The 13,871-nt window shown below is 67.0% G+C and carries 11 protein-coding genes; 5 read left to right on the top strand and 6 right to left on the bottom strand.

Annotated elements, in window-relative coordinates; genetic code table 11:
• Positions 1-16: 16 nt before the first annotated feature.
• The 6 genes from gltX to creB form a co-directional block, all read right to left on the bottom strand.
• Positions 17-1,420: a glutamate--tRNA ligase gene (gltX, locus tag CR156_RS03925; RefSeq protein ID WP_100551979.1), complete on the bottom strand. Its 1,404-nt coding sequence runs from the start codon at positions 1,418-1,420 to the stop codon at positions 17-19.
• 154 nt (positions 1,421-1,574) lie between these two features.
• A complete protein-coding gene (locus CR156_RS03920) occupies positions 1,575-3,167 on the bottom strand; it encodes a M28 family metallopeptidase (RefSeq protein WP_100551978.1) in 1,593 nt (530 codons plus the stop codon).
• 131 nt (positions 3,168-3,298) lie between these two features.
• On the bottom strand, positions 3,299-3,709 hold the full coding sequence (locus tag CR156_RS03915) for a hypothetical protein (protein WP_099783339.1): 411 nt from the start codon (positions 3,707-3,709) through the stop codon (positions 3,299-3,301).
• A 10-nt stretch (positions 3,710-3,719) separates the two neighbouring features.
• Entirely contained in the window at positions 3,720-5,033 is a 1,314-nt protein-coding gene (gene creD, locus CR156_RS03910; protein ID WP_100551977.1) for a cell envelope integrity protein CreD, read from the bottom strand.
• Positions 5,034-5,114: 81 nt separating this feature from the next.
• A complete protein-coding gene (gene creC / locus CR156_RS03905; protein ID WP_100551976.1) occupies positions 5,115-6,575 on the bottom strand; it encodes a two-component system sensor histidine kinase CreC in 1,461 nt (486 codons plus the stop codon).
• 3 nt (positions 6,576-6,578) lie between these two features.
• Complete coding sequence (gene creB / locus CR156_RS03900) at positions 6,579-7,304, bottom strand: two-component system response regulator CreB (protein ID WP_100551975.1); 726 nt, start codon at positions 7,302-7,304, stop codon at positions 6,579-6,581.
• A gap of 35 nt (positions 7,305-7,339) precedes the next feature.
• Here creB and CR156_RS03895 point away from each other — a divergent pair, with 35 nt between their 5' ends.
• The 5 genes from CR156_RS03895 to CR156_RS03875 all read left to right on the top strand — a co-directional run bounded on the left by CR156_RS03895 (position 7,340) and on the right by CR156_RS03875 (position 13,819).
• A complete protein-coding gene (locus tag CR156_RS03895) occupies positions 7,340-8,197 on the top strand; it encodes a 23S rRNA (adenine(2030)-N(6))-methyltransferase RlmJ (RefSeq protein ID WP_100551974.1) in 858 nt (285 codons plus the stop codon).
• 95 nt (positions 8,198-8,292) lie between these two features.
• Complete coding sequence (locus CR156_RS03890) at positions 8,293-8,838, top strand: GNAT family N-acetyltransferase (RefSeq protein WP_025879325.1); 546 nt, start codon at positions 8,293-8,295, stop codon at positions 8,836-8,838.
• Between the two features lie 126 nt (positions 8,839-8,964).
• Complete coding sequence (gene mfd, locus CR156_RS03885) at positions 8,965-12,429, top strand: transcription-repair coupling factor (protein ID WP_100551973.1); 3,465 nt, start codon at positions 8,965-8,967, stop codon at positions 12,427-12,429.
• A gap of 82 nt (positions 12,430-12,511) precedes the next feature.
• Positions 12,512-13,027, top strand: a complete 516-nt coding sequence (locus CR156_RS03880; protein ID WP_100551972.1) for a hypothetical protein — start codon at positions 12,512-12,514, stop codon at positions 13,025-13,027.
• Between the two features lie 186 nt (positions 13,028-13,213).
• Entirely contained in the window at positions 13,214-13,819 is a 606-nt protein-coding gene (locus CR156_RS03875) for an HD-GYP domain-containing protein (RefSeq protein WP_100551971.1), read from the top strand.
• Positions 13,820-13,871 lie beyond the last annotated feature (52 nt).

Below are 13,871 nucleotides of genomic sequence, written 5' to 3'. Positions count from 1 at the left end.
GCGTGGGCCGGTGGGCTCAGGCCGTTGCTACCTTGGTGATGGCCACATCGATGCGTTTCAAGGCCTGCTCGCGGCCAGCCAGGTACACGGTATGGGAAATGTCAGGGCTGACCTGGGTGCCGGTGATGGCCACGCGCAGCGGCTGGGCGACCTTGCCCATGCCCATTTCCAGCGCCGCAGCTGCATCGTGCAGGGCCACGCCAACAGCCTCGGCGGTCCACTCCGGCAGGGCTGCCAGCAGCTCGCGGGCCTTGCCCAGCGGCAGTTCCGCACCGGCCTTGAAGTGCTTGGCCACGGCCGCTTCATCGTACTCGTTCAGCGGCTGGTACCAGACCACGGCCTTCTCGGCCATTTCCTTCAGGGTCTGCACGCGCTCGCGCAGGGCGATCACCACGTCCACCGGCGCCGGGCCAGCGCCCACGTCCAGGCCCAGCTTCTGCAGCTGGTAGACCAGGTGCGGCGCGATCGCGGCCGGTTCCTCGGTCTTCAGGAAGTGCTGGTTGACCCAGCCCAGCTTGGCCATGTCCAGGCGCGAGGCTTTGGAATTGCAGTCCTTCACGTCGAACAGGTCGATCAGCTCCTGGCGGCTGAACAGTTCCTGGTCGCCATGCGACCAGCCCAGCCGGGCCAGGTAGCTCAGCAGCGCGTCGGGCAGGTAACCGGCGTCCTTGTACTGCATCACGTCGGCCGCGCCGGTGCGCTTGGACAGCTTGGCACCCTGCTCGTCCAGGATCATCGGCATGTGGCCGAACTTCGGCACCGGCGCGCCGATGCCTTCGTACAGGTTGATCTGGCGCGGGGTGTTGTTGATGTGGTCGTCGCCACGGATGACTTCGGAGATCTTCATGTCCCAGTCGTCCACCACCACCGCGAAGTTGTAGGTGGGGTAGCCGTCCGGACGGAAGATGACCATGTCATCCAGTTCGCTGTTGGCGATCTCGATGCGGCCCTTGATCAGATCATCGAACACCACCGTACCTTCAAGCGGATTCTTGAAGCGGATGACGCGGTTCGGGTCGTCCCGGTACGGCAGCCCCTGCTCGCGCGCGGCGCCGTTGTAGCGCGGCTTTTCCTGCTTGGCCATCGCGGCCTCGCGCATGGCATCCAGCTCTTCGCGGGTTTCATAGGCGTAGTACGCCTTGCCGTCGGCGATCAGCTGCTCGGCCACTTCCTTGTACCGGGCGACGCGCTCGGTCTGGTAGAACGGACCTTCGTCGTAGCCCAGGCCCAGCCACTCCATCGCCTCCAGGATGGCGTCGATCGCGCCCTGGGTGCTGCGTTCACGGTCGGTGTCCTCGATGCGCAGCACGAACTCGCCGCCACGGTGGCGGGCCTCCAGCCAGCAGTACAGCGCGGTGCGGGCGCCACCGATATGCAGGTAGCCGGTGGGACTGGGGGCGAAGCGGGTGCGGCAGGTCATGGAGGGCTCGAGGAACGGGTATCCCCCGATTTTACCAGCCCTCCGCCCCCTGCGGAAAAAGGGGACGGAGGGGATTAAGTCGCTATTCCCCCGCTCCTGCGGGGATGCGCGGGCAACGGAGGGGAAATGCGACTTAATCCCCTCCGTCCCCTTTTCAGGGCTCGGGCTTGCGCGGGAAGGGCTGCTCGCGCATGGCGGCGTGGTAGGCGAAGGAGGCGACGATGGCGGCGGCCTGCTTCAGGTCTTCCGGTTCCGCGTGGTCCCAGGTGTCCAGGTGGCTGTGGTGGACGTTGCTGAAATAGTCCAGCTTGTCCTGGATGAACTGGAAGCCCGGCAGGCCGATGCGGTCGAAGCTGATGTGGTCGGTGCTGCCGGTGTTGCGGGTGGCCACGGTGGTCGCGCCCACGTCATGGAACGGGGCCAGCCAGGCTTCGAAGATCGGCATGGCCGCCAGGTTTTCCTGTGCGTAGATGCCACGGAAACGGCCCGAGCCGTTGTCCATGTTGAAGTAGACCTGGAACTTGCCGTAGTCACGGGTCTTCTGCAGGGCACCGGTCGGTTCGCGCAGCGAGGCTGGCAGCGCCTTCTGCGCCGGGTCGGTCGGCTCGGGGAATCGACCGAAGTGCTTGGCCACGTATGCCTGCGAACCGATCAGCCCCTGCTCCTCGCCACTCCACAGCGCAACCCGGATGGTGCGCTTGGGCTTGGCGCCGCTGGCCTTGAGGATGCGCATGGCCTCCATCATCACCGCCACGCCGGCAGCGTTGTCGGCTGCACCGGTGCCGCTGTGCCAGGAATCCAGGTGCGCACCGATCATCACCACTTCATCGGGCCTGCTGCTGCCACGGATCTCGGCCAGCGTGTTGTAGCCGGGCTGGTCCGCTTCATCGGTGAAGCGAGCGGCCACATCCACGCGCAGGCGCACGCTCTGCTTGGCTTCCAACGCGCGCACCAGCGGATTGAAGTGCTCGGCGATCATCGCCAGTTCGGGAATGCCGACCGACTCGCCAGCTTTGCGCGAGCCACCACCGGCCACGCGGATGATGCCGTTGTCCCAGCTGCTGATGCTGATCGAGGCCAGCGCGCCTTCTTCGACGAAGAACGCGTTGACCTTCGCCGCCAGCGCCTGCTTCTCCTGGTATTCCTTGACCCGTTTGGCGCGGTCGGCGGCCACGTCCTTGTCCTTGGGCAGGGTGAACTCCTGCAGGCCTTCCAGCGAGGTGGCGTCGTGCCGGTGCGAATCGGCATCGGTTCCACGCTTGTATTCGCGTGCTTCGCCAAGCAGCAGGATCTTACCCCGCAGCTTGCCGCGATATTTCTCGATGTCCTCAGGCTTCTTGATGTCCACCTGCAGCAGCTCGCCCTCGACCGGGCCCCTGGTGCCCGGCGTCCACGCCTTGGGCAGGGCATGCAGTGGCTGCACGCGATCGCCCAGCATCTCCACACTGGCCGAAGTGAACTCCCAGCCACGGCCGAATTCGTCGAAGGCTTCGTCGTGGACATTGTCCAGCTTCCATTCGCTGAACTTGCCGCGGGTCCAGGCGTTGGCGCGGCCCATCGCCGGCGAATTGGTCAGGCGCGGCCCGATGCGTTCGGTGAGGTAGCTGAAGGTGTCCATCACCTGCGATTTGTGGAACGCCTGCTGGCGGATCTTGCCGACCATGTCCAGGTCCACCGGCTCGCGCTGCTGCGCCACCGCATTGCCACCCATCGCCAGCGCTACTGCCAGCACGCCCCACTTCAGCACATCGCACTCCTGCCCTTCGGCTCGATCATCAACCGGTCGAGTCTAGCCAGCCAGTGCGCCTGGCCCCCGTCCCATCGGTCATGGGCATCTGGTAGATCCACGCCATGCGTGGATGGGGTCTCGCGCGGCTGTCACCCCTTCCACCCCAGCCACAGCTGCGCGCGCTCCGGCAACAGCAGCAGCCAATGCCGCTGGTCGATGCTGCTGCAGCCGAACACGGCAGCATGTTCCGGCCAGTCCGCGGGCAGCCCGTCGATGCCGATCTCCGACAATGCCGCCGCCCCGGCCTTCCATGGCCGGTAACGGGGCACCTTGCCCGCGAGCGCGCCGCGTCCGTGCCGCGCCTCCCGCAGCCAGTCCAGCCCACGCCGCTGCAGTCCCTCGCAGGTGATGGCGGCCAGCTGGAAGCGGACCAGGCCGGGCGCGATCCGTGCCCCCGGCAACGCCGCCAAAACGCCATGCGCCTGCAGCAGCGCATCCACTTCCAGCAGAGCGGGAATGCCCTGTCGTGCCCGTTGCTGCAATCCTTGGCGCCAACCCATGGCGTGCTCCTTACTTCTGCTCGGCCAGGGCGTACCAGTCGACCCGACGGGTCACCCACATCGCCAGCGCGAGGATGACGAACAGCAGCAGCGAGCCCATCAGCAGCGCATTGTTCTCCGACACCAGCAGCCCATACAGCGCGCCGTACAGCACCGTCAGCATCGCGGCGAAGCCCAGGCCCCGCTTCCAGTGCCCCAGCACATTGGCCAGGTACACCGCCTGCAGGCCGATACAGGCCAGCGCGGAGACCAGGTAGGCCTGCCAGAAGGCGATGTGCTCGGACAGGCTGATCAGCAGCAGGAAGAAGATCGCCAGCGCCAGGCCGACCATCAGGTACTGCAGCGGATGGATGCGCAGCGACTTGATCAGCTCGAACAGGATGAAACCAACGAACGTCAGCACCACGAACAGCACGCCGTACTTGGAAGCGCGATCGGCCTGGGTATAGGTATCGACCGGGTCGACCAGCGAAACCTGCACCGCCTGCGCGTCCAGGTCATCGCCCTCGCGCAGTCGCTGCTGTGCGTCCGATGCCAGCGAGGACACGGCCCAGCGTGCATCGAAGCCCTGCGCATCCACACGCCGCTCGTTCGGCAGGAACGCACCGGCAAACGACGGGTGCGGCCAGCTGGAACGCAGCGCGATCTGGTTGTCATCGCCCACCGGCACCACCGACAGCGAGCGGCTGCCATCGAGCTGCAGCTCCAGTTCCACGCTGCTGGCCGCCAGGGTGCCTCCGCTGCGGGCGACGCCGGCGATCGGTGCATGCAGCCCACGGCCCAGTGCGGAAGCGCCGGCCACGCCCGGCAGCAGCTTGACCTGCTGCCCATCAACCCGAAGATTCGGCGTACCGACCAGGCCGCGCGCGTCGGACACACCCAGCGCGATGTACGCCTCGCCATAGGTCGTGCCATCGTGCTCCGGGTAGTCATCCTCGCTGAAGGTCGCCTTGAGCTGGCCATTCCAGCTGTACACCGGCACCTTGAACAGGCCGACCGAACGCTGGCTTGGCAGCAGCTCGCCGCTGATCTGCAGGGTGGCCGGCGGCTGCAACCAGTAGCCCTGGGTGGTCTGCAGCTCGGTCTTCTTGTTGCCCTGCGCATCGACCACTTCCACAAGCTCGCGCTTGGACCACGGCACCACGCGCACCGGCCCGACCACGCGCTGGGTACCGGCACGGCTTTCGGCCACCCGCGAATAGGCCTCTTCGCGATAGGCGCTGCGCTCGGTGATGACGCTGCGGATCAGGAACAGCGGGATCAGCAGCAGCAGGATCAGGCCGCCGACAATGGCGAACCGCAGCAGCATCTTCAGGGATTTCATCGTCCGTCCTCGTTGGAGAGGACTGCAGGATGGATCGCTGCGGTGAGCAGGGTTTGTGGCGAATTTGAAGCGAGTGTGAAGTCAGCGCCGCGGACGCTGCCCTGGTATCGCCAGCGGCAGCCACAGGCTGGCCACGGTGCCGCCTGCTTCGCGCGGCTGCAGGCTGGCGCGGCCGTCATGCAGGCGCGCGACTTCCTGCACGAAGGGCAGGCCGAGGCCGGAACTGCGGCGGCCGGTGCCGGGTCGGGCCAGCGAATAGAAGCGTTCAAACACGCGCTCGCGCGCGTAATCGGGAATGCCCGCGCCACGGTCGGCAACCTGCAGGCGTACGCCCTGCCCGTCCAGCTGTGCATCCAACTGCACCTGTGTCCCGGGCGGCGAGAACGCAATGGCGTTGTCGATCAGGTTGTGCAGGGCTTGCCGCAGCAGATAGCCATCGCCCTGCACGCGCAGGTCGGGCACCTGCTCGATATGCAGCTCGACACCGGCGGCCTGCGCGCGTACCTGCGCTGCCGTTGCGGCTTCCTGCAGCAGCGCGGGCAAGGCAATCGGATCACGGGTCTGCAACCAGCCGTGCTGCTCGACCTCGGCCAGCGCCAACAGCTTGTCGATGGTTTCGGTCAGCCGCTCCTGCTGGTCGACGATGCTGCGTGCGAAATGCGCGCGGTCGGCGTCGGCCATCGGCTCCTGCAGCAGTTCGGCCGCACCGCGGATCGCCGCCAACGGACTCTTCATCTCGTGGGTCAGCGATTGCACGTACTGTTCGACGTACGCCTTGCCTTCCAGCTTGCGCCGCATCGTCTCCAGCGCCTGGCCAAGCTCGCCGATCTCATCGTTGCGGCGCTTCGGCGGCGGCACCGGTTCGCCGGCGCTGACTGCCCGCGCGTAGCGACTGAGCTGGCCCAGGCCGTTGGTCAGCCACATCGTCACCAGCACACCCACCAGCGCCGACAGGCCGATCAGCCACGCGCCGCGTTCGATGATGGCGCGCTGGCTGGCGGCAATGAACGGATCGATGCTGCGGTTGGGCTGGGCCAGGCTGAGCACGCCGATCAGGGTATTGCCATCGACCGGGTCGTACACCGGCGCGGCCACGTGCATCACCGTGTTGCTGTCATCGCCCGGCGTTTCTGGGCTGGAGCGCGCGCCGTACTCGCCGCGCAGGGTGCGATAGACATCGTTCCAGCGCGAATTGTCGCGCCCCACGTCGCGGCCCAACGAGTCGTAGATCACGATGCCCTTGGCGTCGGTGATCGTCACCCGGTAGTCCAGCGCACGCTTGGGGAAGCGCCAGACCATCGCCTTCAGGTCGCGCTGCCGGGCCTTGGCCAGGTTGCGGGTGAAGCTGCCGTTGCGGATGGTGCCGGCCTTGACGTCGGCGGCGGCCATCTCCGCCAGCACGTTGGCCGCATCCACCAGGGTCGATTCCATCGCCTGGCGCACGCCCGGCTTCACTTCATTGACGAACACGCGCATCACGAAGAACGCGGCGATGCCCACGATCAGGAAGAAGCCCAGGAACAGTTTCAGGACCAGACGCACCCGTCAGACCTCCAGGGCGTAGCCGAGGCCGCGATGGGTGCGGATCGGCTCACCGCTGGCGCCGGCCGCCCGCAGCTTGGCGCGCAACGTCTTGACGTGGGTGTCGACGGTGCGGTCAGCGCTGTCGGCGGCGCTGTCCCAGCCACGGTCCATCAACTGGGCGCGGCTGAGGATCGCGCCGGGGCGCTGCAGCAGCGCTTCCAGCAGGGCATATTCATAGCGGGTCAGGTCCAGCGCGTGGCCCTGGAAGCGGATGCGGCGGCCTTCACGATCGATGGCGAAGGCACCATGTTCCTGCCAGCCGGTCTCGGCACCCGAGGCGGCCGGAGCGGGCGTGGCACGCCGCAGCCGGGCACGCACCCGCGCTACCAGCTCGCGCGGCGAGAACGGCTTGGCCATGTAGTCGTCGGCCCCCAGCTCCAGGCCCAGCACGCGGTCGAGTTCGTCGTTGCGTGCGGTCAGGAAGATCACCGGCACCTGCGCCACCGGCCCCGGCAGGGCGCGCAGCCGGCGACAGACCTCGAAACCACTGAGGTCTGGCAGGCCGACATCCAGCACCACCAGGTCGATATCGCCGGCCTGCAGCTGCTGCAGGGCTTGCCCGCCCAGCAGGCTGTGGCTGGCCGCATAGCCTTCGCTGCGCAGCGCATAGAGCACGGTTTCGGCGATGGCCGCTTCGTCTTCAACCACCAGGACATGGGTAACAGGCGCTGTCATGGCGCGCAGCATAGCCGCTGCGGCCCTCGCCCCGTACACTGCCGCCCATGAACTATCGCCACGCCTTCCACGCCGGCAACCACGCCGATGTCCTCAAGCACATCGTGCAGCTGGCCCTGATCGACAGCTTCAAGCGCAAGGACAGCCCGTTCTTCGTGCTCGACACCCACGGCGGTGCCGGCCGCTACCTGCTGGCCAGCGAAGAAAGCCGCAAGACCCTTGAGGCCGAATCCGGGGTCATGCGGCTGATGGCCCAGCCCAAACTGCCGGAGGTGGTCGAGCGCTACCTGAAGGCGGTACAGGCCGACAATCCGGTCGGCGCGATGATCTCCTACCCAGGCTCGCCGCTGCTGAGCGCGCAGGCCATGCGCCCGCAGGACCGCATGGCGGTGTGCGAGCTGCAGGAGGACGAAGCCGCCTCGCTGAAGACCCTGTTCGCCCATGACAGCCGCGTCGGCGTACACCCCGGTGACGGCTACGCGCTGCTGCGTTCGCTGCTGCCGCCCAAGGCCAACGGCGCCAAGATCGGCCGCGGCCTGGTCCTGATCGACCCGCCCTACGAGGCCCAGGACGCCGAGTACCAGGCGGTCCTCGCTGCGCTGGCCGAGACCCTGGCGCGCTGGCCGCAGGCCACCTGTGCGGTCTGGTTCCCGATCAAGCAGCGCCGCACCATCCTGCATTTCCTGCGCAAGGCCGCCGCACTGCCGGTGAAGTCGGCCGTGACCATCGAGTTCCTGGTGCGCCCGGACGACTCGCCGCTGCGCCTCAACGGCAGTGGCATGCTGGTGCTCAATGCACCCTGGCAGTTCGACCGCGTGGTCGGCCCGGCCCTGCCGGCGCTGCGCCAGCATCTGGGCGAACCCGGTGCCAGCACCCGCCTGGACTGGCTGAAGACGGCCGAATAAGGGCCTTCACGAGGCTGTACGACCGTGAGCCTTTCGTTCACGGAATGCAGCCCCGGTGATGACACAATCGATGGACCACCAAGGAATCACCCGGTATGGCCACTCGCAACCGCATGCCGCCCTGGCATGAGATCTTCAAGGCTCCCAGCGGCCACGAGCTGCTGATCCGCCCCATCCGCCCGGAAGATGGCGCGCCGCTGCAGGCCGCCTTCAGCCTGTTCGGGCCGGAAGAAATCCGCGACCGCTTCCTGCAGTCGGTGACCGAGCTGTCGCCGGAAACCACCCAGCGCCTGACCCACCCCAATCCGAAGACCGAGATCACCCTGGTCGCCGCCGAGTCGCTGCCGGCCGGTGAGGCCGTGGTCGGCGCGGTGGCCCGTGCCTCGATCATCCCCGGTACCCGTGAAGCCGAGTACGCGATCCTGATCAGCCGGTTCCTGATCGGTCAGGGCCTGGGCCGCCAGCTGATGCGCAAGCTGGTGAAATGGGGCCGCGGCAAGTATCTGGACCGCCTGTACGGCGATGTTGCCGCCGAGAACGAGCCGATGAAGCAGCTGGCCGCCTCGCTGGGCTTCAAGCCGGTACCACACCCGAACGGGGCCGAAGGCCTGGTGCGGATGGTGCTGGAACTGGACAACTGACGGTAGCGCCGGGCCCTGCCCGGCGATGTTGATCCGACCGCTGCGCTCGCCGGGCATGGCCCGGCGCTACCCCGGTCACGTAACGATCATGGGCCCGGCGGGGGCTTCTGCTAAAATCCGCGGTTCATGTCGCGTACTCCATTCCCCGCCCCGCCGTTGCCACGTGCCGGCCAGCTCCGCGCCTGGTGGCGCGCCCCCGCCTCGCCCACTGCCCTGGCTTGGTATCTGGCCCAGGCAGCGCGCACGCATGATGCCCCGGTACTGGTGGTGGCCCGTGACAACCACGGTGCCAACCAGATCGAAGCGGATCTGCATACCCTGCTGGGAGGCGACCCGAGCCTGCCGGTGGTGGCGTTCCCGGACTGGGAAACGCTGCCCTACGACCGCTTCAGCCCGCACCCGGACATCATTTCGCAGCGCCTGTCGGCCCTGCACCGCCTGCCCACGCTGAAGCGTGGCCTGGTGGTGGTACCGGTGCAGACCCTTCTGCAGCAGCTGGCACCCCGCAGCTACGTCATCGGCGGCAGCTTCAACCTTGAAGTCGGCCAGCGCCTGGACCTGGAAGCGGAGAAGCGTCGCCTCGAAAGCGCCGGTTACCGCAACGTGCCGCAGGTGATGGACCCGGGTGACTTCGCCGTGCGCGGTGGCCTGCTTGACGTCTACCCGATGGGCGCCGACGAGCCGCTGCGGGTGGAGCTGCTGGACGAAGACATCGATTCGATCCGTGCATTCGATCCGGAAAGCCAGCGCTCGCTGGACAAGGTCGAGGCGGTGCACATGCTGCCCGGTCGCGAAGTGCCGATGGACGACGCCAGCATCGCGCGGGTGCTGGCCACCCTGCGCGAGCGCTTCGACGTCGATACCCGTCGCAGTTCGCTGTACCAGGATCTGAAATCGGGCCTGGCGCCGGCTGGCATCGAGTACTACCTGCCGCTGTTCTTCGAGCGCACCGCCACCCTGTTCGACTACCTGCCTGCCGGCAGCCTGCCGGTGGTCTGCGTCGGTGCCGCTGAAGCGGCAGAGACCTTCTGGACGCAGACCGGCGAGCGCTACGAGCAACGCCGCCATGATGTTGAACGGCCGCTGCTGCCACCGTCGGCGCTGTACCTGTCGCCGGACCTGCTGCGCGAGCGGCTGAACGACGCACCGCGCATCGAGGTATGGGCTGCCGATCACGCGCGCATTGCCGAGGCGCATGCGCTGGGCGACCAGCCGTTGCCGCCGCTGCCGGTGGCCGCACGCGAGGCACCGGCCGGTGACGCACTGAAATCCTTCCTCGGCCATTACCCTGGCCGTGTGCTGATTGCCGCCGATTCACCCGGCCGCCGTGAGGCCCTGCTGGAAGTGCTGCAGGCGGCCGAGCTGAAGCCGCCGGTGGTGGCCGACCTGCTGTCCTTCCTGGCCAGCGACGAACGCTTCGCCATTGCCGTGGCGCCGCTGGAAGACGGCTTCGCATTGGATGCGCCGCACATCGCGGTGCTGACCGAACGCCAGCTGTTCCCCGAGCGCGCCGGCAGCACACGCCGCACGCGCCGCGCCGGACGTGAGCCGGAAGCGATCATCCGCGATCTCGGCGAGCTGACCGAAGGCGCGCCGATCGTGCACGAGGACCATGGTGTCGGCCGCTATCGCGGACTGATCGCGATGGACGTCGGTGGCATGCCCGGCGAATTCCTGGAAATCGAATACGCCAAGGGCGACCGGCTGTACGTGCCGGTCGCGCAGCTGCATCTGATCAGCCGCTATTCCGGCGCCTCGGCCGAGACCGCACCCCTGCATTCGCTGGGTGGCGAGCAGTGGAGCAAGGCCAAGCGCAAGGCTGCCGAGAAGGTCCGCGATGTGGCCGCTGAACTGCTGGAGATCCAGGCCCGCCGCCAGGCGCGTGCCGGACTGGCACTGCAGGTGGACCGCGCGATGTACGAGCCGTTCGCCGCCGGTTTCCCGTTCGAGGAAACCCCGGACCAGCTGGCCGCCATCGACGCCACCCTGCGTGACCTGGCCAGCAGCCAGCCGATGGACCGCGTGGTCTGTGGCGATGTGGGCTTCGGCAAGACCGAAGTCGCGGTGCGTGCCGCATTCGCCGCCGCCAGCGCCGGCAAGCAGGTGGCGGTGCTGGTGCCGACCACGCTGCTGGCCGAACAGCATTACCGCAACTTCCGCGACCGCTTCGCCGACTATCCGATGAAGGTCGAAGTGCTGTCGCGCTTCAAGAGCACCAAGGAGATCAAGGCCGAGCTGGAGAAGGTCGCCGCTGGCACCATCGACGTCATCGTCGGCACCCATCGCCTGCTGCAGCCGGACGTGAAGTTCAAGGATCTGGGCATGGTCGTCGTCGACGAGGAGCAGCGCTTCGGCGTGCGCCAGAAGGAGGCGCTGAAGGCACTGCGCGCCAACGTGCACCTGCTGACCCTGACCGCCACGCCGATCCCGCGTACGTTGAACATGGCCATGGCCGGCCTGCGCGACCTGTCGATCATCGCCACCCCGCCGCCGAACCGGCTGGCGGTGCAGACCTTCATCACCCAGTGGGACAACGCGCTGCTGCGCGAAGCCTTCCAACGCGAGCTGGCACGCGGTGGCCAGCTGTATTTCCTGCACAACGACGTGGAAAGCATCGGCCGCATGCAACGCGAGCTGTCCGAGCTGGTGCCCGAAGCGCGCATCGGCATCGCCCATGGGCAGATGCCAGAGCGCGAGCTGGAAAAGGTGATGCTGGACTTCCAGAAGCAGCGCTTCAACGTGCTGCTGTCGACCACGATCATCGAATCGGGCATCGACATCCCCAACGCCAACACCATCATCATCAACCGTGCCGACCGCTTCGGCCTGGCCCAGCTGCATCAGCTGCGTGGCCGCGTCGGTCGTTCGCACCACCGCGCCTATGCCTACCTGGTTGTACCGGACCGTCGCTCGATCACGCCCGACGCGGAAAAGCGCCTGGAAGCAATCGCCTCGATGGACGAACTGGGTGCCGGCTTCACCTTGGCCACGCACGATCTGGAAATCCGCGGTGCCGGTGAACTGCTCGGCGAAGACCAGAGCGGGCAGATGGCCGAAGTGGGCTTCAGCCTGTATACCGAGCTGCTGGAACGTGCCGTGCGCAGCATCAAGCAGGGCCATCTGCCCGACATCGATGCCGGCGAAGAAGCGCGTGGCGCCGAGGTCGAACTGCATGTGCCGGCGCTGATTCCGGACGACTACCTGCCGGACGTGCACACCCGCCTGACGTTGTACAAGCGCATTTCCAGCGCGCGCGACAGCGATGCGCTCCGCGAGCTGCAGGTGGAGATGATCGACCGCTTCGGCCTGCTGCCGGATGCGGCCAAGAACCTGTTCGCCATCGCCGAGCTGAAGCTGCAGGCCAGCACGCTGGGCATCCGCAAGCTGGACCTGGGCGAGAATGGTGGCCGCATCGTGTTCGAATCCAAGCCGAACATCGACCCGATGGCGGTGATCCAGCTGATCCAGAAACAACCGAACCTCTATGCCATGGACGGTCCGGACAAGCTGCGCGTCAAGCATCCGCTGCCGCTGCCCGAAGACCGCTTCAATGCCGCACGCGCGCTGCTGCTGACCCTGGCCCTGCGCTGATCGATCTCCAAGGCGCCGGTCCGCCGCGGGCGGCAGACCGGTGCCCTTTCCGTTTACTGCGCCCGCGACAAGGAGTGTTGCCGTGAATCGTTTCGCCCCCCTTCTGCTCGCCACCAGCCTGGGCCTGCTGGCCGCCTGCCACAACGGCATGAGCAACCGTGATTACCTGCTTGAGAATGTCGCCAGCTGGAACGGCACGGTCAGCATGGTCGAGCAATGGACCAACGGCCCGAACGGCGAGTCCTTCCATGCGTCGCTGCAGGATGGCAAGAGCATGCAGCAGCATCGCTTCGGCCTGAAGAACGCGCACAAGGAGATCGCCGACCGGCTGGTCTTCGTCCAGCAGTTCACCCATGGCAAGGACGCCGATGCACTGCACCAGAACCTGCTCGACTCCCTGAAGAGCACCGAACAGATGTTCGCGGTGATGGAACAGCTGGCTGCCCTGCCCGATGGCTACAGCGAAGAACAGGTCACCCCGCTGCTGCAGACGCTGGATGAAGCCGTGACCAAAATGGACGAAGACATGCAGACCCTGAGCGACGCGCAGGATGCCTTCGCCAAAGCCCATCGCATCCACCTGCAGACCACCGGCTGAGCCACGCCGCCCCGGTTGCCGATGCGGCCGGGGCGATGACACGCTGTACACGACTGAACGCACGGCCCCACGCGATACCGTCGATGCGCCCCGCGCAACACCGATGCGGGTACCCTATGCGCCGCCCCGGCCCGCTCTTGCGGGCCTTTCCGTTTCCTGCGCGGCTTCGCCGCGCCGCCAGTTCCGATGCCCCTGCCCAGACCTCCCGACCTCCTGCACGCGCAGGCCTGCCTGATCGACGCCCTGTCGATGTCGCTGCAGATGCGTGATGCCTATACCCGCCACCACTGCGACCGCGTGGGCCTTCTTGCGCAGCACCTTGCCCTGCATTGCGACCTGGATGAGGAAGCCTGCGCGCAGGTCGCCCTGGCCGCACGCTTCCACGATATCGGCAAGATCGGCATTCCCGACGACGTACTGCTGAGCCCACGCCGGCACAGCGATGAGGAGCGCGCGATCATGCGCGAGCATCCGGTACGTGGCGAACATATCTTCCTGGCCACTGGTCGCAGCGATGCGGCGCCGGTCGCGCGCCTGATCCGCGCCCACCATGAAGCGTTCGACGGCAGCGGCTATCCCGATGGCCTGCAGGGCGAGAACATCCCGCTGGGCGCACGCATCGTCACCATCGTCGATGCCTATGATGCGATGACCAGTGCACGCCCCTATCGCGCGGCGATGGAGCATGAGACGGTGCTGCGGATACTCGATGAGCAGGCCGGTGGCCTGATCGATCCATACGTGCTGCAGCGTTTCCACGGCATGCTCAAGCACGAGCCGGCGCTGGCCTGAGCATTCACATGCTGGGCTGCGCCTTGCTTGCGCAGCCACGGCAATCCTCGCA

It is taken from the genome of Stenotrophomonas lactitubi (assembly GCF_002803515.1).
GTDB classification, from domain to species: Bacteria; Pseudomonadota; Gammaproteobacteria; order Xanthomonadales; family Xanthomonadaceae; genus Stenotrophomonas; species Stenotrophomonas lactitubi.
This window is presented reverse-complemented; position numbering and strand designations above follow the sequence as displayed.